Here is a 21,787-nt window from a genome sequence, read left to right as displayed (position 1 = left end):
AACATGAGCGCCAAGGACCGCCTGCCCCACGAAAAAGGCTTTCACATCAGCTGGGACCAGATTCATCGCGATTCGCGTGCCCTGGCCTGGCGTCTTGACGGGCAAGGTCCCGATGATGGCAACTGGCGGGGTGTTGTCGCGATCACGCGCGGCGGCATGGCGCCTGCGATGATCGTCAGCCGAGAACTAGACATCCGTACGGTCGATACGATCAGCGTGCGTTCATACCACCACCAGGAACAGGGTGAAGCAGAGGTGTTGAAATCTCCGGACGCCGACCTGATGGGTGACGGAACCGGTATTCTGATCATCGACGACCTGGTCGACAGCGGAAAGACGTTGGAACTGGTTCGGGACATGTACCCGAATGCGCATTTCGCGACGGTTTACGCCAAACCCAAGGGCCGCCCGATGGTGGATACCTTCATCACCGAGGTCAGCCAGGACACATGGATCTTCTTCCCATGGGATATGGCCCTTCAATATGTCGAGCCGTATCGCGGCACCGATTGATTTCTGAACAGTAGACCGAACATGACGCTCAGCCGCACCGCAGCAACATTCGCCCCTCCGGTGATGGAGGCGCGCCGATGGGTCGAGGGTGTTGCCTTCCCATCCGACCGCCCGTTGATCAACGTAAGCCAGGCGGCGCCGGTCGATCCGCCGCCGCTTGCCTTGCGGCAGGCTATGGCCGACTTCGCCGTTCGCGAAGACAGCGCACATCTTTACGGCCCGGTATTGGGCAATGACGATCTGCGCGCCGAACTGGCGGCGCAGATCAGTTCTCACTATGCGGCGCAGGTAGACGCACCTCGGATCGCCATCACCTCGGGCTGCAATCAGGCGTTTTCGGCCGTGATATCGGCGATTACCGGCGAAGCGGATGAGGTCATTCTGCCAACCCCCTGGTATTTCAACCACAAAATGTGGCTGGACATGGCCGGAGTACAGGCCGTGGACCTGCCGACCGGGGAGGATCTTTTGCCCGATCCAGAGCGTGCGCGCGGATTGATTACCGACAAGACACGCGCCATTGCGCTGGTCACGCCCAACAATCCGGGCGGCGTCGAATACCCTGCCGAACTGGTCAGGGCGTTTTTCAACCTGGCCCGTAAAACCGGGATCCGCCTGATCGTCGATGAAACCTATCGCGATTTCGACAGCCGAAGCGGCCCCCCGCATGATCTGTTTCAGCAACCCGGGTGGGACGAAACGCTTGTCCACCTTTACTCTTTCTCCAAGGCTTATCGTCTGACGGGCCACAGGGTGGGTGCCATCGCAACAAACCCGGCGTTGTTGGCCGAGGTCGAGAAATTTCTGGATACGGTCGCCATTTGCCCGGGCCAGATCGGCCAGTTCGCAGCGTTGTGGGGTATGCAAAACCTGTCGCAATGGCTGGCTGGCGAGCGTGACGAAATTCTTGACCGCCGCGCAGCCATTGCAGAAGGGATGCCAGCGCTTGAAGCACGGGGGTGGCGGCTTTTGGGACTTGGCGCCTATTTTGCCTATCTCGAACATCCGTTTGATATGCCGTCAAACGAGCTTGCGCGCCGTCTGGTCAGCGAAGCTGGCGTGCTGCTGTTGCCCGGAACCATGTTCATGCCGGATCATGACCCGGCTGGAAAACGGCAGGTGCGCATTGCTTTTGCCAATCTGGATCGGGCCGGGCTGGGCCAATTGTTCGACCGGTTGCAGGCTCTGTCCTTCTAAGCTTGCCCCTCGGCGGTGTGCGTCGTATTCAGGGCCGCAACCGACAGGGCAGAACTCTGCCGAAAAAACAAGAGGGCATCATGGCCGCAGGCGCTAAAAGTCTTTCGAAAACCTTTGTCTGGATTCTGATGGGCCTGCTGATGCTGGGCCTTGCAGGATTTGGCGCGGTCAACCTCAGCGGGACGATCCGCACAGTTGCGACAGTCGGCGACGAAAGCATCTCGGTCGATGACTACGTGCGCGAATTGCAGCGCGAGATTCGAGCGGTGGAGGCACAATCCGGGCAACCTTTGCAGATGTCGCAAGCCCGCGATCTGGGTCTGGACCGAAACGCCCTTGCCCGCTTGACCGCTTTGGCGGCGCTGGACAACGAGGTCGGTCAGCTTGGAATTTCCATCGGCGATGAGAACCTTCAGCAAGAGATCATCTCGATCCCGGCATTTCAGGGTGTCAACGGAACTTTTGACCGTGAATCCTATCGCTTTCAGCTTGAACAGGTCGGCATGACCGATTCCGAATTCGAATCCGATCTGCGCAAGGAATCCGCCCGAACCATCGTACAGGGCGCAATCATGGGCGGCGTGAAAATGCCGGCAACGCTGACGGACACGATGATCGATTATATCGGCGCGCGGCGCAGCTTTGCTGTTGCAACTGTTGGAACGGAAGCGCTGGATACACCTGTGGCCGATCCAACGGACGCACAGATCCAGGCATTCTATGATGACAATGGGGACCAGTTCATGTTGCCCCGCACCAAGCAGCTGACTTACGCGATTCTGTCGCCAGCAATGTTGGTGGACACGGTCGAAATCGACGAAGACGCGCTGCGCAAACTCTATGAAGAACGATCCGACGAATACAACCAGCCTGAACGCCGTTTGGTCGAACGTCTGAACTTCCCAAGCGAACAGGCCGCCAAGGACGCTTTGGCGCAGCTTGAGGTTGGCGGCACAACGTTCGAACAGTTGGTTCGGGATCGCGATCTGGAACTGAATGACATCGATCTGGGCGACGTGACGCGTGAGGATCTGGGCGAAGCTGCGGACGCCGTTTTTGCGGCCGAGCTTGACACTGTCGTGGGCCCGTTGCCTTCGGTGTTTGGTCCGGCCCTGTTCCGCGTCAACGGATCACTGGCTGCGAACACTGTTCCATTTGAAGAGGCCGAGCCGGCACTTCGCGAAGAGTTGGCGACTGAACGCGCCCGCCGTCTGATCGAAGCGCAATCCGAAGATATCAACGACATGCTGGCAGGCGGTGCCACGCTGGAAGAACTGGCGGAAGAAACCGAAATGGAACTGGGTCAGATCGACTGGACTCGTGACAGCGACGAAGGCGTTGCGGCCTATGACGGGTTCCGAGCGGCCGCAGAAGCCGTGCAGGAAGGAGATTTCCCTGAAATCGCATTCCTGGAAGATGGGTCAATTTTTGCCCTGCGCCTGGACGAGGTTCTGCCGCGTCGCCCGGAACCGCTGGAGAGCGCGCGCGACCGTGTCGCCGAGGCCTGGCAACAGGCCGAGATCAACAAAGCCCTGCGCGAAAAGGCGGATGCCATTCTGAACCAACTGACACCTGACGGTGATTTCGCAGCGACCGGCCTGCCTTTCCGCGTCGAAAACGCCCTGACCCGCACAGCGTTTCTGGATGATGTTCCGGCCAGTTTCATGAACGAAGTTTTCGCGATGGAACCGGGCGAGATGCGCGTTGTTGAGGGCAATGGTGCGGCTTGGATAGTGCGTCTGGATGAAACACTGCCGCCGGCGGATACGGATGAACTGCGTCAGTTGCGTGATGCCCTGAGCTCGCAGATGGATCAGGCTTTGGCACAGAATATCTTTAACGCCTACGTACGTGACGCCCAGACCCGGGCGCGCCCCGTGGTGGATCAACAGGCGCTGAACGCCGTGCAGGCGAGCTTTTAAACGAGACCGATATGGCCCTGACACCCGATTTCGAAACCTTCGCGCGCGCCTATGAGGCGGGCGAAAACCAGGTTGTATATACGCGTCTGGCTGCCGATCTGGACACACCTGTTTCACTGATGCTCAAGCTGACGGGCGCGCAGAAAGATGCGTTCATGCTGGAATCGGTGACAGGCGGTGAGGTTCGTGGCCGCTATTCGATCATCGGCATGAAGCCTGATCTGGTCTGGCGCTGTCACGGGGAAACCTCGGAACTGAACCGTTCGGCCCGTTTCGATGCCGAGGCGTTCTTGCCCCAAGATGGCAACCCGATGGACAACCTGCGGGCGCTTCTTGCCGAAAGCCGCATGGAATTGCCCGATGACCTGCCACAGGCCGCGGCCGGGCTGTTCGGGTATCTGGGTTATGACATGGTTCGGCTGGTGGAACACCTTCCGGATGTGAACCCTGATCCACTGGGTCTGCCCGATGCGATCATGCTGCGCCCGTCTGTCATTGCGGTGCTGGATGGGGTCAAGGGTGAAGTGACGGTGGTGTCACCTGTCTGGGCCATCGACGGTCAATCGGCCAAGGCGGCCTATGCCCAGGCGGCTGAGCGTGTGATGGATGCGGTCCGCGACCTGGAACGTGCCATGCCCGCGGAAACCCGCGATCTGGGCGACGCGCGCGAGGTCGCCCCGCCGGTGTCGAACTTCACCAAGTCCGGCTATATGGACGCGGTCGAAAAGGCCAAGGAATACATCCGCGCGGGTGACATCTTTCAGGTTGTCCCGGCACAGCGCTGGACGCAGGATTTTCCGCTGCCGCCTTTTGCTCTCTACCGATCCTTGCGGCGCACCAATCCGTCACCCTTCATGTTCTACTTCAACTTCGGCGGTTTTCAGGTGGTGGGCGCAAGCCCCGAAATCCTGGTGCGTGTGTTTGGCAATGAAGTCACCATTCGCCCCATCGCAGGCACGCGCCCACGTGGCGCGACGCCTGAAGAAGACAAGGCGAACGAGCTGGATCTGCTGGCCGACAAGAAAGAACTGGCCGAGCATCTGATGCTGCTGGATCTGGGTCGCAACGATACCGGTCGTGTGTCAAAGATCGGAACCGTGCGTCCGACAGAAGAGTTCATCATCGAACGCTACAGCCACGTGATGCACATCGTATCAAACGTTGTAGGCGAATTGGCCGAAGACAAAGACGCGTTAGACGCCTTCTTTGCCGGTATGCCGGCAGGTACGGTTTCGGGCGCGCCCAAAGTGCGCGCGATGGAGATCATCGACGAGCTGGAGCCTGAAAAACGCGGCGTTTACGGCGGCGGCGTCGGCTATTTCAGCGCGGGCGGAGACATGGACATGTGTATTGCCCTGCGCACCGCCATCGTGAAAGATCAGAAACTCTATATCCAAGCTGGGGGTGGTGTTGTTTACGACAGCGACCCCGAAGCCGAGTTCATGGAAACTGTTCATAAATCCAACGCCATACGGCGCGCGGCAGCTGACGCCGCCCGGTTCACCGGCAACGGAAACGGCTAAAAAAGGGGCGGCCGATCAGATGATCACCGCCTCTTTTCGTTGCTGTCTGTGCGGGTCACTGCACCTGTTTCATCATGACAGCCGAGATCGGAGCCATTGCCACGCGGTTGCCCCGATCTTCCAGCCCCCACAGCAACAGGGCTGAAATCGTCTCGGGACGCACGCGCCCCAGCATGACCACTGTCCCTTCCTGCCCCGCACGGAACGCGGCCTGATCCAGGAATCTGCGCATGATTTTGGGATCCTGCCGTGCGCCGTCGATATCGCGGAAAACGACACTGGACGGAATTCCGTTTCGCGCCGCCAGTTTCTGCACGGTGTTGAGCCCATTGTCCTGCGTAATCAGCCCCCGGCCGGTTCCCGCAGCAATCGCGGCGACCTGATCAGCCAGTTTGCGATTGCCCTGAATCCCGCTGTTCACGCCTTCCAGAATACCAACCGTTTCCGGCAGGGTATCCAGCCACACCGACAGCGACACCTCGGCGTCCTGCGCGCTTGCCGCCTCGGGCAGATCCGCCAGGGCCAGCACCTCGAACCCGGCGTTGCGGTGACGGGCCATCTTTTCTGCCGCGTCAGGATCCGATGGGTTCACGGCAAAGCTGATCGGATAGGGAAAGTCCTGCAAAGCCTCGGACCCGAATGCACCCTCGTCATCGATCAGAATGATGGACATCAGCGGCTTGGATTCGGGGTTTTCGAACTTTGCCGCAAAACGCTCGATCGGCTTGGCCGATTTCGCCGGTTCAGCCGAGGCCTGTTCCACGACGGGCTCATCATCCCGTTCTGTCAGCGGAACGACGCGTTTTCCGATGATCGAGCTGGCACTTGCTTTCAGCTCACCCCCGATCTGGGGCAGCGCAGCGATGCGCGGCAGTTCCCGAGGCATGGTGTCTTCATCCCCCTCCACGGCAATCGGGCTGTTTTCAAAGGGGTTCTGTTCTTCGGCTTCTGTCGACTCTGGCTCCGGTTCTGGCACCGCCCGTGGCAGAGGGTCTGGCTCGGGCGCAAGCGCGGCCACCTCGGTGTTCTCGGGCTCTGTTGGCGGGGCCGGTGTTTCATCAATGACGGCAGGCAGCGCATCGTCTGGCTGAATTGCGGGAACCTGACTTGGCTCTGGCAGGGCAGCGGGCGCTTCGATCACGAATGACACTTCATTTGCACCTGCCGCTTCCGGTTGGTTCAGCGCGCCCGTTGCCGCGCCGACAACCGGCTGGGAATCGATTGACGTTTCCAGCCCCGAGAGATCGGCCAGATCCCCGCCGGCGTCATCGGCGGCTTCTGGCGCACGCGGGGCAAGTTCCACCAGATCGGCGTCAGAACCGGCGTCTGCCACTTCAGCCGGAGCCTCGGGAGTCTCAGAAATCGTCGGCGCCGGTGCTTCGGTTGCAACAACCGGGGTATTCACCATCGGCGTCTTGAGTGACACAACCGCACCCAAGATCAAAACAACGATCGCGCCCGCGACCATTCCTCCGAAAAATCCGCCCATTTTCCTGCCTTTCGCCTCTTTCCTCTGCCTCGTCCAGCTCTGCGCCATCTGGTGTGGCGCTCGGCCAATTGAACGCGCCAGAAACGGGATGTCCTCTTGACGCTGCCGCTCAAGCCTGAGCATGTATGTGCGGACATTATACCGTGGCCCGGGGCTGCATCGCCAGCCCGAAATGCCCAAGCTAAGATAAGTGCCCAAATGCTGCTGCTGATCGACAACTACGACTCGTTTACCTACAATTTGGTACATTATTTAGGCGAACTTGGTGCCGAAATGGTCATTCGCCGAAATGATGCGCTGGACGTGCAGGAAGCGATGGCCATGAACCCCGCCGGCATACTGCTGAGCCCCGGCCCCTGCGACCCGGATCAGGCGGGGATTTGCCTGGCACTGACGGAAGCCGCCGCAGAAACCAAAACGCCGCTAATGGGGGTTTGCCTGGGCCATCAGACCATAGGCCAGGTGTTTGGCGGCAAGGTGGTTCGGTGCCACGAGATCGTTCATGGCAAGATGGGCACGGTGAAGCACACCGGCAAGGGGTTGTTTGCCGGTCTGCCCTCACCCTTTGAGGCAACGCGCTACCATTCGCTGGTGGTCGAGCGCGAGACTCTGCCCGATTGCCTGGAGATCACGGCCGAGCTGGACGACGGCACGATCATGGGATTGCAGCACAAGGAATTGCCGATCCACGGTGTGCAGTTCCACCCGGAATCCATCGCATCCGAGCACGGTCACGCCCTTCTCAAAAACTTCCTGCAAGAACTGAAAGTCCCGGCATGAGCGACGCGCTGAAACCGCTGATCGGAGCCGCTGCCGATCGTCCTTTGACACGTGCCGAGGCTGAAAAAGCCTTTGCCATACTGTTCGATGGCGAAGCCACGCCCAGCCAGATCGGCGGATTGCTGATGGCCATGCGGACACGCGGTGAGACGGTCGATGAATACGCCGCGGCAGCCGCCGTGATGCGTTCGAAATGCAATGCCGTGAACGCACCCGAGGGGGCGATGGATATCGTTGGCACCGGCGGCGACGGCAAAGGCACCCTGAACATCTCGACCGCGACCGCTTTTGTCGTGGCCGGTGCCGGAGTCACGGTCGCGAAACACGGCAATCGCAACCTAAGCTCCAAATCCGGCGCGGCGGACGCATTGGGCCAGATGGGTATCAACGTAATGGTCGGCCCGCAAGTTGTTGAAAATGCGCTGAAAGACGTTGGAATCGGCTTCATGATGGCGCCAATGCACCACCCTGCCATCGCCCATGTGATGCCGTCCCGGCAAGAATTGGGAACGCGCACGATCTTCAATATTCTTGGCCCCCTGACCAACCCTGCTGGCGTCAAACGGCAATTGACCGGCGCCTTCAGCCGCGACCTGATCCACCCGATGGCCGAAACGCTTGGCCTGCTGGGCTCGGACCGGGCCTGGCTGGTGCATGGTTCGGACGGGACCGACGAGCTTACGATCACCGGCATCAGCTGGGTCGCCGCTCTGGAAGACGGGATTGTGAAAGAGGTCGAACTGCACCCCGAAGACGCAGGTCTTCCGGTGCATCCGTTCGAGGACATCATCGGTGGCTCGCCCGAGGAAAACGCCGTTGCGTTCCGGGCTTTGCTGGAAGGTGCCCCGTCTGCGTATCGTGACGCGGTGCTGCTGAATTCGGCCGCCGCTCTGGTCGTCGCCGAAGCGGCAATAGATCTGCGCGAAGGCGTGGCCATGGCTGCTGAAAGCATTGACAGTGGCAATGCCAAAATTAAAATTACGGCCTTGGCCGCCAAGACACAGGAAGCCGCATGACCGACACCGTTCTGGATAGAATCAAAGCCTACAAACTGGAAGAAGTCGCGGCGGACAAAGCGCATAAATCCCTGGAAACACTGGAAAGTGAAGCCCGGTCCGCCTCGGAACCTCGTGGCTTTGCCAATGCGCTGCAACACGCCTCGCGGCAAGGCTATGGCCTGATCGCAGAGGTCAAGAAAGCCAGCCCGTCCAAAGGACTGATCCGGCCGGATTTCGACCCGCCGGTTCTTGCAAAGGCTTATGAAGATGGTGGCGCGACATGTTTGTCCGTCCTGACCGACACCCCCAGTTTTCAGGGTCAAAAAGAGTATCTGACGCAGGCGCGCGAGGCGACATCCCTGCCCGCCTTGCGCAAGGATTTCATGTACGACCCGTATCAGGTGGTCGAGGCACGCGCCCTAGGGGCGGATTGCATTCTGATCATCATGGCCTCGGTCAGCGATGATCAGGCGGCTGAACTGGAAGACACTGCATTCGATTGGGATATGGATGTTCTGATCGAAGTACACGACGAGGCAGAGCTTGAACGCGCGGCACAGCTGAAAAGTCCGCTGATCGGTATCAACAACCGCAATCTGAAGACCTTCGAGACAACGCTCGACACGACGCGCCGCCTGTCCAAGCTGGTGCCCGCCGATCGCACCATCGTGTGCGAAAGCGGTTTGGGTACACCAGACGATCTGAAGGACATTGCACGCTATGGGGCCCGCTGCTTCTTGATCGGAGAAAGCCTGATGCGCCAGGACGATGTGGAAGCGGCAACGCGCCATATCCTGTCAAACCCGCTGATCCCCGGAGTGATGTGATGCCACTGACCCATTTCGATGCCCAAGGTCAGGCACATATGGTCGATGTCTCGGACAAGGAGGTGACAGATCGCGTCGCCATTGCCGAAGGTCACATCAGGATGGCGCCGGAAACTTTTGAAATCATTTCCGAAGGTCGCGCCAAGAAAGGCGATGTTCTGGGCATTGCCCGCTTGGCTGGCATCATGGGCGCAAAGAAAACGCCGGACCTTATTCCGCTATGTCATCCTTTGCCGGTGACCAAAGTGGCCGTCGAGCTGACTCTTGACCCGGACCTGCCGGGTGTTCGGATCCAGGCCACCGTCAAGACCTCGGGCCAGACCGGGGTAGAGATGGAAGCGCTGACCGCCGTATCGACAGCCGCCTTGACCGTATACGACATGACCAAGGCCGTCGATAAGGCGATGGAGATAGGCGGCATTCGCGTTCTGCTTAAAGATGGCGGTAAATCAGGGCGTTACGAGGCGAAATGATTACTGTCGAAGAGGCGCGCGCCCTGTTGTTCGATCTCGTGGGGTCTTTGCCGGCCGAAGAGGTACCACTGGCCCAGTCCGCAGGGCGCGTTCTGTCGCGGGATGTCACGGCCACGCGGGATCAGCCGCCTTTTGCCGCCTCTTCCATGGATGGCTTTGCAGTCAAATCTGACGAGGTCGAACTGCACGCCATGTTCAAAGTTGTGGGCGAGTCAGCGGCCGGGCGTCGTTTTGAGGGCGCTGTAGGCCCCGGACAGGCCGTTCGCATCTATACCGGCGCCCCTGTGCCCGAGGGCGCGGATTTCGTTGTGATTCAAGAGGATACGGACCGCCGCGGTGATCTTCTGACGATCACAGACACACCCGGCGCCAAAACGAACATCCGACCCGCTGGCGTGGATTTCAAGGCCGGCACGTCCATATCGGCCCCGCGTTTGATCCGCGCTGAAGATGTGGCCTTGATGGCCGCGATGAACATCCCTCGCGTTCCGGTTTCGCGCAGACCCGTGATCGCCCTCATCTCGACTGGTGATGAGTTGGTCATGCCCGGGGAAGAACCCGGCCCGGATCAGATCATTGCATCGAACACATTTGGCCTGAAGGCAATGCTCGAAGGATTGGGGGCTGTGGTGCGCGTGCTTCCGATCGCGCGGGATACTGTTTCGTCGCTTGAAACGGCCTTTGGCCTTGCGCAGGGGGCGGATCTGGTCGTGACGATCGGTGGAGCGTCGGTTGGCGATTATGACCTCGTGTCGGACGTCTCGCAGGGGTTGGGGATGAAGCAATCCTTCTACAAGATCCGAATGCGCCCCGGAAAACCTCTGATGGCCGGTCGTATCGGCAACGCGGCGATGGTCGGGTTGCCGGGCAATCCGGTCAGTGCCATGGTCTGCGGCTATCTGTTTCTGGCCCCGATGGTGCGCCGGATGCTGGGGCTTGAACAGGTGCTGCCGCCCTTCCGCACGGCCCGGCTGAGTGGTCCTTTGCCCGAGAATGGCCCGCGCGAGCATTATATGCGCGCCGTGGTGACGGATGCCGGTATCGAAGCTTGCGCAGATCAGGACAGTTCCCTTCTCAGCGTATTGGCTCAGTCCAACGCGCTTTTGGTCCGCGCCCCACACGATCCGGCGCGCGACATCGGGGAAATGGTCGAATATCTGCCAATCTGATGTAACCTCAAATTCGTTGACACAAAACGTGAACATGCGTAGAACAAAAGAAAACGCATGAGCGACGAGGTGTGAGCGATGCTGACCAAGAAGCAATTGGATTTGCTGGAATTCATCCACAAACGCGTGCAGGCGGACGGTGTTCCGCCCAGTTTTGATGAAATGAAGGCTGCTCTCGACCTGCGGTCGAAATCCGGCATTCACCGGTTGATCACCGCACTGGAGGAACGCGGGTTTATCCGCCGCCTTGCCCATCGCGCTCGGGCCATTGAGATCGTGAAATTGCCCGAAAGCCTTGGCGGCGAACCGACGGCTGGCTTTACGCCACGTGTGATCGAAGGCGACCGGCCCAAGGGCCCCCGCCCTGCGAATGTGGAGCCTGTATCGGTGGACGCGCTCGAACTGCCGGTCATGGGCCGGATCGCAGCCGGTGTTCCCATCGAAGCAATCAGCCATGTATCGCATCACGTGGCCGTCCCCGGCCCCATGGTTTCGGGACAGGGTCAGCACTATGCATTGGAAGTTCGCGGCGACTCGATGATCGACGCTGGCATCAATGACGGTGATGTGGTCGTCATCCGGGAAACCTCGACCGCGGATAACGGCGACATCGTGGTTGCCTTGGTCGAGGATCAGGAAGCGACCCTCAAGCGGTACTTCCGCCGCGGCAACGCAATCGCGCTTGAGGCTGCAAACCCGGCTTATGAAACGCGCGTCCTGCCCGAAGAAAAGGTCAAGGTTCAGGGCCGGTTGGTCGGACTGATCCGCACCTATTGAGCCTGATTGGAATGACGGTCCCCGGCAGGTTTCGGGGACCAAAGCCGATGACCTGTCATGTCCGCGCTCGAGGTCAACTTTCCGTTCGAAACCGACAGGCTGCCGGTTTCGTACAACCGTTCCGGATCGAACACCCCGCACGAACCTTGCAGGGCAAGCGCAACGGCCGAGATGATGATCTGGTTTTCTTGACATTCATCAAACACCCGCGCCGCCCGTTTTCCGGTGATATGGATGATCTCAAAATTCTTCAGCGGGTATCGTTGCACGATGTCGCTGTCCGGCCATCTGAGCGCCGCCTCGATCTGATCAACGCCGTCTCCGTCATTTTCAAGCCAAACACCGGCGACAAACCCGCTGCCTTTGCTTTTGCTGAGGGCCCGCCCCTTGTCGGTCATGACCCCCACCAATCCGCCGTTTTCAGCGATCAGGACATCCGGTCTGTGCCCCGAGTTCCAAAGCAGAAATGCCAGGACAACAGGCACTGCTCCGGCCCACCGTGCTTGTCCCTGCCACAAGGCCATCCACAAGGCGCCGAGTGCGACCAGGGGCAGGATGTACCAAGGCGGGCTGACCACAAAACCCTGCGCGCCATCAAGGTGCGACACCCAGTCCGAAACCGTAAGGATCCAATGCAACGCCCACCCCATGACGGTCAGGGCAATTGCCTCCAGTCCAAATGGGGCCAGAAGCGCCGCAACGACGGCGGAGGGCACGACAGAAAGACCCATGACAGGAACGGAAAGCAGGTTGGCAAGCAGACCGTAATGGGACATCGTATTGAAATGCGCGGCACCTATGGGGGCTGTTGCAAGGCCTGCAATTGCCGATGACATCACCACGCCGACGACGGGCTTCAACCAGTTTGGGCCGGGCATCGGGCGCATCTCTCGCAACGCTCCGAAGACGGCGACCAACGCTGTGGTTGCGGCGAAAGACATTTGAAATCCGGGGCTCAGCAGCGACTCGGGCCGAAGAACCAGCACGATGACGGCGGCAACAGCAACCGCACGCAGCGAAATCGCGCGTCGGTCGATCAACACGGCCCCCAGCATGACGCTGACCATGACAAAGGCCCGTTCGGTTGCTACGTTGCCGCCGGACAACAACAGATAAAGGGTTGCGGCACAAAGCGCGAGAACAGCAGCCACCTTCCGAACCGGAAGTCGCAACGCCACGGGGGGGCACAACGACAGCCCCAACCGACACGCCACGAATACGAAGCCTGTCAGAAGCCCCATATGAAGCCCGGAAATGGCCAGCAGGTGCGCCAGATTGGACGCCCGCAAGGATGATAGCGTCTCCTGCCCCATCCCGCTGCGATCTCCGGTGGTGACGGCGGCGGCAAATCCACCGATTTCACCGGGCAGGATCTGCCTGACCCGCTGCGAAATGGCCATGCGGATCGCAGTGATCCGAATGCCGTCGATCCCTTCGGTCGCTGGTGCGATGGTCATGATCGGGACGCGGGTATACCCGACCGCGCCCAATCGTTGAAACCAGGCATGACGGCGAAAGTCGAAACCTCCGGGCTCGACCGGGCCCTGCGGCGGCGAAAGATGACCTGTGGTCATAATACGCTGCCCCGGTGCGATTGCGCCCGTTGGAACATGAACGGAAAGACGGATGCGCTGCGGTCTGCGCTCCTGAGGTACATCCCCTATGCGTACCTGATCAAGCGTCAACCGCAACGCATCCGAGGCAGACCGATCCATGGCGACGACCCTCCCCTCGACAGGGCCATAATATCGCCACGACAGTACCGGTTCTGCCACCATATGGGCGCGAACGCCTGCCAGAATGAAACCGGCAGCGATCAGCGCCCCCCCGATTGCCAACGTTCCCACCCCCGGTGGCAGCCGGCGGCGCAAGGCGACAAGAGCGATTCCAAGACAGACAAGACCGGCATAAACTGACCAATCCGGCTCGACGCGGACGCCGAAATAAAGACCAATCCCCGTCGCCAGCAAAACCGGCGTCCAAGGGAAAAGGTAGCCTGTCTGGTGCAGCAGCGCGGCCTCGACCCGTGCAAGAACACGCATGGTTGCCCCCGTCCTTCGGGCTCGTTAGACAGGCTTCAAACTATGCCAGATACGGTTACCAAAAGGTTAATCCTCACCATGACTGAACAGGTCGTCACTCGTTTTGCCCCCTCGCCCACCGGTTTCCTGCATATAGGCGGCGCGCGCACTGCATTGTTCAATTGGCTGTATGCGCGTGGTCGGGGCGGCAAATTCCTGCTGCGGATCGAAGACACCGATCGCGAACGTTCGACACCCGAGGCGACCGCCGCGATCCTTCAGGGCATGGCCTGGCTTGGCCTTGATCACGACGGCGATGTGATCAGCCAGTTCGAAGGGGCCGCTCGTCACGCCGAGGTCGCGCATCAGTTGCTGGCCGAGGGCAAAGCCTACAAGTGTTTCTCGACCCAGGAAGAAATCGCGGCTTTCCGGGACCAGGCGCGCAGCGAAGGGAAATCAACTCTGTTCCGCAGCCCATGGCGTGACGCCGATCCTGCGACGCATCCGGATGCACCTTTTGCCATACGCATCAAGGCGCCTCAGGACGGGGTGACCGTGATCCACGATCAGGTTCAGGGCGATGTGAGCATCCGCAATGACCAGTTGGACGACATGATTCTTCTGCGCTCGGACGGAACACCCGTCTACATGCTGGCAGTCGTTGTCGACGATCACGACATGGGTGTCACCCATGTCATCCGCGGCGACGATCACCTCAACAACGCCGCGCGGCAAATGATGATCTACGAAGCCATGGGCTGGGACGTTCCGGTCTGGGCGCATATCCCGCTGATTCACGGGCCGGACGGCAAGAAGCTGTCCAAGCGCCATGGTGCTCTTGGAGCGCAGGAATATCAGGCCATGGGCTATCCCGCAGCCGGGATGCGCAATTACCTGGCCCGGCTAGGCTGGAGTCATGGCGACGATGAGTTTTTCACGGACGCGCAGGCAAAGGAATGGTTCGATCTGGACGGGATCGGCAAAAGCCCTGCGCGGTTTGATCTGAAGAAGCTTGAAAACCTGTGTGGACAGCATGTCGCAATCTCGGACGATGCTGCGCTGCGGCAAGAGATCGAAGCGTATCTGGCCGCAGCAGACCTTACGCCCCTTACTGAAACACAATCCAGTGATCTGGAACGTGCGATGTATTGCCTCAAGGACCGGGCGCGCACCTTCCCGGAACTGCTTGAAAAGGCTCATTTTGCATTGACAAGCCGCCCTATCGTTCCGGATGAAAAGGCAGCAAAGGCATTGGCAACTGTATCCGATGGTATACTGACGGAATTGACGCCGCATCTGCAAAATGCTAGCTGGTCGCGGAACGAACTGGAGGAGGCACTGAATTCCTTTGCCGAGTCAAAGGAGCTCAAGTTCGGCAAGCTGGCCGGTCCGCTGAGGGCCGCCCTGGCGGGTCGGGCCGTTACGCCTTCGGTTTTTGACATGATGCTTGTGCTGGGACGGGAAGAAACCCTGGCGCGGCTTTCTGAAGCAGCGAAATAACCCAAGCTTCATAAACGGGTAACGCTGCTCCGCTAACACCCGGACTGCGCGTCCACGCGCAGTCATTGCCCGTATCACCGGAGGTATCTCTGGCGTGCGCATGAATGAAGAAGGGACAACCATGACTGATAGCAACAAAACAGCCACTCTGACCGTTCACGGCAAAGAGTATGAGTTGCCTGTTCATTCTCCGACTGCTGGTCCGGATGTCATTGATATCCGCAAGCTTTATGGTCAGGCCGGCGTCTTCACCTACGATCCTGGGTTCACTTCGACCGCAAGCTGCGACAGCACCATCACCTATATCGACGGCGAAAAAGGCGAACTGCTGCACCGCGGCTATCCGATCGACCAACTGGCCGAGAAATCGCATTTCCTCGAAGTCTGCTATCTTCTGCTGTACGGAGAACTGCCGGCGGCAAAGGATCTTGAGAAATTCGAGACCACGATCACACGCCACACCATGCTGCACGAGCAGATGCAGTATTTCTATCGCGGTTTCCGCCGCGACGCGCACCCAATGGCTATTATGGTCGGCGTTGTCGGCGCGATGTCGGCCTTCTATCACGATTCAACGGATATCTCGGACCCGCAGCAGCGTGAAATCGCATCGCATCGTCTGATCGCCAAGATGCCGACTATTGCTGCATGGGCCTATAAGTACCACACCGGTCAGCCTTTCGTGTATCCGCGCAACGATCTGGACTATGCGTCGAACTTCCTGCGCATGTGTTTCAGCGTTCCTGCCGAGGAATATGAGGTCAACCCGATCCTTAGCCGAGCGATGGACCGGATTTTGACCCTGCACGCGGATCATGAGCAAAACGCCTCGACATCTACCGTGCGTCTGGCCTCATCTTCAGGTGCGAACCCGTTTGCCTGTATCGCAGCCGGTGTTGCTTGCCTCTGGGGCCCTGCCCACGGTGGCGCAAACCAAGCCTGCCTGGAAATGCTGGAAGAGATCGGCACTGTCGATCGCATTCCCGAATACATCGCCCGGGCCAAGGACAAAGACGATCCGTTCCGCCTGATGGGCTTTGGCCACCGCGTCTACAAGAACTTCGACCCGCGCGCCAAAGTGATGAAGCAATCGGCAGACGAGGTTCTGGATCTGCTGGGCATTGAAAACAACCCAAAACTGCAGGTCGCCAAGGAACTGGAACGCGAAGCGCTGGAAGACCCGTATTTCGCCGAAAAGAAGCTGTTCCCGAATGTCGACTTCTATTCGGGCATCATCCTCGAAGCGATGGGTTTCCCGACCTCGATGTTCACGCCGATCTTCGCCCTGTCACGCACTGTTGGTTGGGTAAGCCAGTGGAAAGAGATGATCGCCGATCCGCAAAACAAGATCGGCCGCCCGCGTCAACTGTACCTGGGCGAAACGCTGCGCGATTACGTGGATATCGAAAATCGCTGATACGCGCCTGACGGCAATCTGTTTCGAAGGCCCCGGCACTGCCGGGGTCTTTTTTGTTTGGGCTGAAGCAATGAGAGCGCGAAGACCCGGTGTTTTCCAGCACAAGACAGCACCGAACAAGCCGGGGCGCATGACCTCAGAACAGGCTCAGCTGATCGCCGGGCTGCGGCGGCACCGCAAACAAATCGCAACGCAACGGGGCCGTTTTTATGGACAGCCCCAGACGTTTGCAGGTCTTCAAGAACCTTTGAGCGATAATCCCGGCATACTCACCCTCGCCCCGCATTCTGTGTCCCCAACGCGGATCGTAGTCCCGACCCCCATGCATTTCCCGCAGTTTGGACATGACCTTTTCCGACCGCGATGGCTCATGATCGGCTAGCCAGCCCTGCCAAAGCTGCGATACTTCGCGCGGCAGGCGCAACATGATCCAGCTTGCGGCATCCGCTCCAGCCTCTTTCCCGGCCTCCAGAAGGCTTTCCAGTTCATGATCCGTCAGCCCCGGCACGATGGGTGACGTCATGACACGCACCGGAACGCCCGCTTCCGTCAGCGTTCGGATCACGCGCAACCGCCGAAGGGGCGACGGCGCCCGTGGTTCCATTCGGCGGGACAATTCCGCATCCAACGTGGTCAGCGAAATACCAACCCGCACAAGTCCCCGGCCTGCCATGTCGGCAAGCAACTCCAGATCCCGCTCTATCAGGGTACCCTTGGTGACGATCGCGACCGGGTGGTTGAACTCACTCAAAACCTCAAGGCATGACCTTGTAATCATGTGCTTTTTCTCAATCGGCTGATACGGGTCCGTATTCGTACCAATTGCAATCGGCGCGACTTTGTAGGATCTGGCGGACAATTCCTTGCGCAGAACACGCCCCATGTTGGGTCGAGCGATCAGGCGGGTTTCGAAATCCAATCCTGCCGATAGCCCAAGATACGCGTGGCTGGGCCGCGCAAAACAGTAAACGCAACCATGTTCACATCCCCGGAACGGGTTGATCGACCGATCGAAGGGCAAGTCGGGGGATCGGTTGTAAGTAATAGCGCTGCGCGCAACCTCTTCACGTGTCTCGGTTCGCAGCGGCGGCAATTCTTCCTCAATGTCCCACCCGTCTTCGGTGGCCGTGGTGGCAAAGCATTCAAACCGACCAGCTTCGTTCGTCGTTGTTCCTCTTGCCTTGATCGTCCGCGCGATACTCATGTCATTTTGTTCTCTTTTTGTTCTAACGCAAACATAGGCTTGTCGCCAATTTGGCGCAAGCCCCGCCAAATCACAGATGGATTGAAGCGAGATGAAATCTCCGCAGGATGATCTTGCAGACTTTTCTATCGAGCCCCCCCATTTTTTGCCCTATAGGTCGGTCCCGAAACGACCGACGTCGCAATCGTCACAGTCACGATGCGACGTTTTGGCCAAAACGGAAAAAATGCCACCACGGGCCGATGGCCCGCCCAGCACAGGGAATACCCCATGTCCGACGAAGAAGACATCGTCCTGTCCGAATTGAATGACGACGAACTGGTCGAGCAGATGTTCGACGATCTCTATGACGGCCTGAAGGAAGAGATCGAAGAAGCCACCAATATCCTGCTGGAACGCGGATGGACACCTTATGACATCCTGACCAAGGCTCTGGTTGGTGGTATGACCATCGTGGGCCATGACTTCCGCGACGGCATCCTGTTTGTCCCCGAGGTTCTGCTGGCCGCAAACGCCATGAAGGGCGGCATGTCCATTCTCAAGCCGCTGTTGGCCGAAACCGGTGCACCGCGCGTCGGCAAGATGGTCATCGGCACCGTGAAGGGCGACATCCACGACATCGGCAAGAACCTTGTTTCGATGATGATGGAAGGCGCTGGCTTCGAAGTTGTCGATCTGGGCATCAACAACCCGGTCGAAAACTACCTGGAAGCGTTGGAAAACGAACAACCCGACATTCTGGGTATGTCGGCCCTGCTGACCACTACGATGCCTTACATGAAAGTGGTCATCGACACGATGGTCGAACAGGGCGTCCGCGACGATTACATCGTTTTGGTCGGCGGCGCGCCCCTGAATGAAGAGTTCGGCAAAGCCATCGGCGCGGATGCCTATTGCCGTGACGCAGCTGTTGCAGTGGAAACCGCCAAGGAATTCGTGGGCCGCAAGCACAATCAACTGGCTGGCTAAGACCCGAATAATACTGATTGAAAGGCCGTCCGATCCGGGCGGCCTTTTCGATTCCGAAGCGCTTTGTCACCGGAAAATCCGGATTATCCAATTCTAAACCAAAGCAGGTCTAATAGAACGAGGCATCCACATTCCCAGGGGGTCTCGTGCCGACTACGTTCACAGCCATCTCGCTCGGCAAACTTGCCGATATCGACAGTTTCGAAGGCAACAACACAGCTGAAAACGCTTCGGTGCTTGTGGGAAAAACCTTTGGCGGGTCCGACGATCCGCTGGCTCATAACAGCGTCACCTGGAGCCCGGTCGGCAATCCGGGTTCGTACTATAACATGAACAACATGTCGGCCAATGATCGGCTTTCGATCAATGGCGGACCGCCTCAGACATTCGATGGCACTTCGGTCTACAACGCCACGATCACCTATTTTGACGGATCAACTGCCAGGATTTCCGCAGTTTTGGCGCAGGATGTGGATGGCAACACCTATCTGATGCCGGAATTCTCTGACAATTCGGACCAATCCGCCTTGGAGGCTGGCCCTGTCCGCTCGATCACGCTCAACAGCCTTGCCGGAAACCGGTATTCAGGCCTGACATCCCGCCGTGAAGATTGGGATCTGGTGCCCTGCTTTACCCCCGGAACGATGATCCGCACCGAGCAAGGCGTGCGACCGATTGAAACCCTGTCCGTCGGCGACCGGATTGAAACCAATGATCATGGGCTGCAACCCCTGCGTTGGATGGGGCGGCGAACCGTCAAGGCAACGGGTCCGCATGCGCCTGTTCTTTTCAAAGCAGGCGCCATCGGAAACACGCGCGACCTTCTGGTGTCACAACAGCACCGCATGCTGATTGGGGATTGGCGTCTCGAGCTGTACACCGGACATTGCGAAGCCCTGGCGCCTGCCAAACATCTCGTGAACGGGTCCGACATCATACTGCGGCCTGGAGGGCTGGTGACCTACATCCACTTGCTGTTCGACCGGCATGAGCTGCTCTGGGCCGAAGATTGCCTGAGCGAGAGCTTTCATCCCGGCGCGCATATCTGGGACAGTCTCGGGTCTGCCGCACGGCAAGAAATCCTGTCGCTGTTTCCGGAACTGTTGCTGAACGGTGTTGCCACGTACGGCCCGCTGGCCCGGCCCCTGCTGACCGCGTTCGAAGCGCATGCGTCGGCGGCCTGACATGAGATGTCGGATCGGGGCTTGCCCAACGGCCTCAATCATCCTCCTATGGCAGCAGCCCCGGAGGATGCCAAGCGATGTCAAACGAATCCCTGCCAGATGATGCAGCCCTGACCACGAAGGGCTATGAGGATACGGGCAAGGGAAGCATCCTGTTGATTGCCTGCGGCGCTCTTGCGCGCGAAATACTGGACATCAAAACACGGAATGGCTGGGATCACATGGCTTTGACCTGCCTGCCTGCGATCCTGCACGTTCACCCGGAACGGATCACCCAGACTGTGGAAGACGCCGTGGCCAAGCATCAGCGCAATTATGACAAGATCTACATCGTTTACGCCGATTGCGGCACCGGGGGCCTGCTTCAGGCCGCCTGCGAAAAGCTTGGGGTCGAAATGGTGAAGGGGCCCCATTGCTATTCCTTCTTCGAAGGAAATCAGGCTTTTCAGGACCGCGGAGAAGACGAAACAACCGCGTTCTATCTGACAGATTTCCTGGCCCGGCAATTCGACGCCTTTGTCTGGAAACCACTGGGCCTGGACCGCCACCCGGAACTACGTGACATGTATTTCGGCAATTACACCAAACTTGTCTATCAGGCCCAGATCGACAGCCCAGAGCTGACGGAACGCGCGCGCGAATGCGCAGACCGGATGGGGCTTGAATTCGAACGCCGGTTCACCGGTTACGGCGATCTGGAAAACACGCTGTCGGACTGGGCAAACCGCCCAAAATGAGATCAGGCGTTTTCCTGTGCGACCTGCCGGATGCGTTCGATCATCGACCGCAGGCCGTTCGAGCGCTGAGCGGACAGGTGGTCGTTCAGCCCAAGGCGTGCCAGTTCAGCCCCCGCATCGACTTTGGGAACTTCGGCCACGGGCAAACCGTTGTACAAGGACCGAAGAACAGCGATCAGGCCGCGCACGATCAGTGCATCGCTGTCACCATCGAACTTGAAGACGCCGGATTCAATCATCGGATGCAGCCAGACCTGGCTGGCGCATCCATGGACTTTTGTCGCCGGAACCTTGAATGCGTCGTCCAACGGCTCCATCGCCTTGCCCTGCTCGATGACATGGCGATACCGGTCTTCCCAATCCTCGAGAAACTCGAAATCCTCGACAATCTCTTCAAAGGCGGGCGTGGCCATGATGCGGTGGTCCTTTGTTTGCATTCACAATTGTGACCTAAGCCGGTGACCCGCCACTGTCCAGCCCCCGCGGTGGCTTTTCAACGCGAAGAAATTGCGCTAACCCATTGCCTGAACTCGTGTGAAAGTCTGTGGGTCCATGCAAAAATCTCTGTCCGTTCTCATCATCGCCACGCTGACCCTGACTGCATGCAGCAGCTGGCGTGACTCTCGGGTGAACCCGTCAAACTGGTTCGGATCCAGCAGATCTGTCGAAGCCGAAACACCGCCCGACCCAAATGCCGCCGACGCATTGGTTCCGAAGCAAGGCGGAGGAACCGGCCTGTTTTCCCGCCCCGATGCTGAAGACACCAGCATTCCAATTGGTCAGATCGACGAATTGCGCATTGACCCGACCCCCTCTGGCGCGATCATCTATGCGTCTGGCACGGCTGTCCGGCAGGGGGCATTCAACGCGCGTCTGGTTCCTGTTGAAAAGGAAGAAAACCAGAAGAACGGAACTTTGGAATTTGTGTTCCGTGTGAACTACCCCAGCTATGAGACGCCGCAAGGGTCGGAACGTACTCGGATGGTGTCGGACGCCATCAATATCTCGAAACAGGAACTGGAAGGTATTCGGCTGGTCCGCGTGGTCGGACAACAGAACGCACTGGAATCACGGCGCCGGTAAGCGC

At 59.1% G+C, this 21,787-nt stretch carries 20 protein-coding genes; 16 read left to right on the top strand and 4 right to left on the bottom strand.

The genetic code is table 11. The annotated features are described in order from the left end of the window. Positions 1–3: 3 nt before the first annotated feature. The 4 genes from gpt (at position 4) to trpE (ending at position 5,155) form a co-directional block, all read left to right on the top strand. The gene (gene gpt / locus I9184_RS04520; RefSeq protein ID WP_152458089.1) at positions 4–513 is read left to right on the top strand and encodes a xanthine phosphoribosyltransferase; all 510 of its coding nucleotides are present in this window, start codon (positions 4–6) and stop codon (positions 511–513) included. A gap of 21 nt (positions 514–534) precedes the next feature. Next, complete coding sequence (locus tag I9184_RS04515) at positions 535–1,710, top strand: aminotransferase (protein ID WP_209833016.1); 1,176 nt, start codon at positions 535–537, stop codon at positions 1,708–1,710. An 80-nt stretch (positions 1,711–1,790) separates the two neighbouring features. Beyond that, a complete protein-coding gene (locus tag I9184_RS04510) occupies positions 1,791–3,632 on the top strand; it encodes a peptidylprolyl isomerase (protein ID WP_171723206.1) in 1,842 nt (613 codons plus the stop codon). Positions 3,633–3,643: 11 nt separating this feature from the next. Beyond that, the gene (gene trpE / locus I9184_RS04505) at positions 3,644–5,155 is read left to right on the top strand and encodes an anthranilate synthase component I (protein WP_209833014.1); all 1,512 of its coding nucleotides are present in this window, start codon (positions 3,644–3,646) and stop codon (positions 5,153–5,155) included. 55 nt (positions 5,156–5,210) lie between these two features. Here the strand turns inward: trpE and I9184_RS04500 are convergent, their stop codons facing one another. Continuing rightward, positions 5,211–6,644, bottom strand: coding sequence for a polysaccharide deacteylase family 2 protein (locus tag I9184_RS04500; protein ID WP_209833013.1), 1,434 nt, complete (start codon positions 6,642–6,644; stop codon positions 5,211–5,213). Positions 6,645–6,842: 198 nt separating this feature from the next. Between I9184_RS04500 and I9184_RS04495 the strand changes: the two genes are divergently transcribed. From I9184_RS04495 to lexA, 6 genes are all read left to right on the top strand, one after another. After that, the gene (locus I9184_RS04495) at positions 6,843–7,424 is read left to right on the top strand and encodes an aminodeoxychorismate/anthranilate synthase component II (RefSeq protein WP_209833011.1); all 582 of its coding nucleotides are present in this window, start codon (positions 6,843–6,845) and stop codon (positions 7,422–7,424) included. Next, positions 7,421–8,440 (top strand): anthranilate phosphoribosyltransferase, encoded by a 1,020-nt coding sequence (gene trpD / locus I9184_RS04490; RefSeq protein ID WP_209833008.1) that lies wholly within the window; start codon positions 7,421–7,423, stop codon positions 8,438–8,440. Before I9184_RS04495 ends, trpD begins: the two co-directional genes overlap by 4 nt. Next, positions 8,437–9,249 (top strand): indole-3-glycerol phosphate synthase TrpC, encoded by an 813-nt coding sequence (gene trpC, locus I9184_RS04485; RefSeq protein ID WP_209833006.1) that lies wholly within the window; start codon positions 8,437–8,439, stop codon positions 9,247–9,249. Before trpD ends, trpC begins: the two co-directional genes overlap by 4 nt. After that, positions 9,249–9,722 carry a cyclic pyranopterin monophosphate synthase MoaC gene (moaC, locus tag I9184_RS04480; protein WP_171328258.1) on the top strand — a complete coding sequence of 158 codons (474 nt, stop codon included), beginning with the start codon at positions 9,249–9,251 and terminating at the stop codon, positions 9,720–9,722. The genes trpC and moaC overlap by 1 nt, the downstream gene beginning before the upstream one ends. Then, the gene (gene glp / locus I9184_RS04475) at positions 9,719–10,891 is read left to right on the top strand and encodes a gephyrin-like molybdotransferase Glp (RefSeq protein WP_209833004.1); all 1,173 of its coding nucleotides are present in this window, start codon (positions 9,719–9,721) and stop codon (positions 10,889–10,891) included. Before moaC ends, glp begins: the two co-directional genes overlap by 4 nt. Positions 10,892–10,969: 78 nt before the next feature. Next, the gene (lexA, locus tag I9184_RS04470) at positions 10,970–11,668 is read left to right on the top strand and encodes a transcriptional repressor LexA (protein WP_152458099.1); all 699 of its coding nucleotides are present in this window, start codon (positions 10,970–10,972) and stop codon (positions 11,666–11,668) included. Here the strand turns inward: lexA and I9184_RS04465 are convergent. Continuing rightward, on the bottom strand, positions 11,662–13,710 hold the full coding sequence (locus I9184_RS04465) for a ComEC/Rec2 family competence protein (protein WP_209833002.1): 2,049 nt from the start codon (positions 13,708–13,710) through the stop codon (positions 11,662–11,664). The genes lexA and I9184_RS04465 overlap by 7 nt on opposite strands. Positions 13,711–13,788: 78 nt before the next feature. On the opposite strand from I9184_RS04465, the gene gltX reads away from it, so the two are divergent. Continuing rightward, positions 13,789–15,189, top strand: coding sequence for a glutamate--tRNA ligase (gltX, locus tag I9184_RS04460; protein ID WP_209833000.1), 1,401 nt, complete (start codon positions 13,789–13,791; stop codon positions 15,187–15,189). 121 nt (positions 15,190–15,310) lie between these two features. Then, the gene (gltA, locus tag I9184_RS04455) at positions 15,311–16,606 is read left to right on the top strand and encodes a citrate synthase (RefSeq protein ID WP_171632203.1); all 1,296 of its coding nucleotides are present in this window, start codon (positions 15,311–15,313) and stop codon (positions 16,604–16,606) included. A gap of 136 nt (positions 16,607–16,742) precedes the next feature. Here the strand turns inward: gltA and I9184_RS04450 are convergent, their stop codons facing one another. Beyond that, positions 16,743–17,810 (bottom strand): PA0069 family radical SAM protein, encoded by a 1,068-nt coding sequence (locus I9184_RS04450; protein WP_209832998.1) that lies wholly within the window; start codon positions 17,808–17,810, stop codon positions 16,743–16,745. Between the two features lie 270 nt (positions 17,811–18,080). Between I9184_RS04450 and I9184_RS04445 the strand changes: the two genes are divergently transcribed. From I9184_RS04445 to I9184_RS04435, 3 genes are all read left to right on the top strand, one after another. Next, a complete protein-coding gene (locus I9184_RS04445) occupies positions 18,081–18,779 on the top strand; it encodes a B12-binding domain-containing protein (protein WP_171632198.1) in 699 nt (232 codons plus the stop codon). A 146-nt stretch (positions 18,780–18,925) separates the two neighbouring features. Further along, entirely contained in the window at positions 18,926–19,963 is a 1,038-nt protein-coding gene (locus I9184_RS20860; protein WP_209832996.1) for a Hint domain-containing protein, read from the top strand. A gap of 77 nt (positions 19,964–20,040) precedes the next feature. Then, positions 20,041–20,700 carry a DUF1638 domain-containing protein gene (locus I9184_RS04435; protein WP_209832994.1) on the top strand — a complete coding sequence of 220 codons (660 nt, stop codon included), beginning with the start codon at positions 20,041–20,043 and terminating at the stop codon, positions 20,698–20,700. A gap of 2 nt (positions 20,701–20,702) precedes the next feature. On the opposite strand, the gene I9184_RS04430 is transcribed toward I9184_RS04435, so the two are convergent. After that, positions 20,703–21,113 (bottom strand): SufE family protein, encoded by a 411-nt coding sequence (locus tag I9184_RS04430; protein WP_117868838.1) that lies wholly within the window; start codon positions 21,111–21,113, stop codon positions 20,703–20,705. Between the two features lie 139 nt (positions 21,114–21,252). On the opposite strand from I9184_RS04430, the gene I9184_RS04425 reads away from it, so the two are divergent. Then, on the top strand, positions 21,253–21,783 hold the full coding sequence (locus tag I9184_RS04425) for a hypothetical protein (RefSeq protein ID WP_209832992.1): 531 nt from the start codon (positions 21,253–21,255) through the stop codon (positions 21,781–21,783). Positions 21,784–21,787: the final 4 nt, after the last annotated feature.

This window comes from Ruegeria sp. HKCCE3926 (assembly GCF_017872515.1).
Taxonomy (GTDB): domain Bacteria; phylum Pseudomonadota; class Alphaproteobacteria; order Rhodobacterales; family Rhodobacteraceae; genus Ruegeria.
This window is presented reverse-complemented; position numbering and strand designations above follow the sequence as displayed.

Excerpts from the sequence above, each read along its gene's own strand:
- I9184_RS04450 (WP_209832998.1), bottom strand. The coding sequence starts at position 17,810 with ATGAGTATCGCGCGGACGATCAAGGCAAGAGGAACAACGACGAACGAA.
- trpC (WP_209833006.1), top strand. The coding sequence starts at position 8,437 with ATGACCGACACCGTTCTGGATAGAATCAAAGCCTACAAACTGGAAGAA.
- glp (WP_209833004.1), top strand. The coding sequence starts at position 9,719 with ATGATTACTGTCGAAGAGGCGCGCGCCCTGTTGTTCGATCTCGTGGGG.
- trpD (WP_209833008.1), top strand. The coding sequence starts at position 7,421 with ATGAGCGACGCGCTGAAACCGCTGATCGGAGCCGCTGCCGATCGTCCT.
- gltA (WP_171632203.1), top strand. The coding sequence starts at position 15,311 with ATGACTGATAGCAACAAAACAGCCACTCTGACCGTTCACGGCAAAGAG.
- I9184_RS04465 (WP_209833002.1), bottom strand. The coding sequence starts at position 13,710 with ATGCGTGTTCTTGCACGGGTCGAGGCCGCGCTGCTGCACCAGACAGGC.
- moaC (WP_171328258.1), top strand. The coding sequence starts at position 9,249 with ATGCCACTGACCCATTTCGATGCCCAAGGTCAGGCACATATGGTCGAT.
- lexA (WP_152458099.1), top strand. The coding sequence starts at position 10,970 with ATGCTGACCAAGAAGCAATTGGATTTGCTGGAATTCATCCACAAACGC.
- gltX (WP_209833000.1), top strand. The coding sequence starts at position 13,789 with ATGACTGAACAGGTCGTCACTCGTTTTGCCCCCTCGCCCACCGGTTTC.
- I9184_RS04445 (WP_171632198.1), top strand. The coding sequence starts at position 18,081 with ATGTCCGACGAAGAAGACATCGTCCTGTCCGAATTGAATGACGACGAA.
- I9184_RS04435 (WP_209832994.1), top strand. The coding sequence starts at position 20,041 with ATGTCAAACGAATCCCTGCCAGATGATGCAGCCCTGACCACGAAGGGC.
- I9184_RS04430 (WP_117868838.1), bottom strand. The coding sequence starts at position 21,113 with ATGGCCACGCCCGCCTTTGAAGAGATTGTCGAGGATTTCGAGTTTCTC.
- gpt (WP_152458089.1), top strand. The coding sequence starts at position 4 with ATGAGCGCCAAGGACCGCCTGCCCCACGAAAAAGGCTTTCACATCAGC.
- trpE (WP_209833014.1), top strand. The coding sequence starts at position 3,644 with ATGGCCCTGACACCCGATTTCGAAACCTTCGCGCGCGCCTATGAGGCG.
- I9184_RS04495 (WP_209833011.1), top strand. The coding sequence starts at position 6,843 with ATGCTGCTGCTGATCGACAACTACGACTCGTTTACCTACAATTTGGTA.
- I9184_RS04425 (WP_209832992.1), top strand. The coding sequence starts at position 21,253 with ATGCAAAAATCTCTGTCCGTTCTCATCATCGCCACGCTGACCCTGACT.
- I9184_RS04500 (WP_209833013.1), bottom strand. The coding sequence starts at position 6,644 with ATGGGCGGATTTTTCGGAGGAATGGTCGCGGGCGCGATCGTTGTTTTG.
- I9184_RS04510 (WP_171723206.1), top strand. The coding sequence starts at position 1,791 with ATGGCCGCAGGCGCTAAAAGTCTTTCGAAAACCTTTGTCTGGATTCTG.
- I9184_RS04515 (WP_209833016.1), top strand. The coding sequence starts at position 535 with ATGACGCTCAGCCGCACCGCAGCAACATTCGCCCCTCCGGTGATGGAG.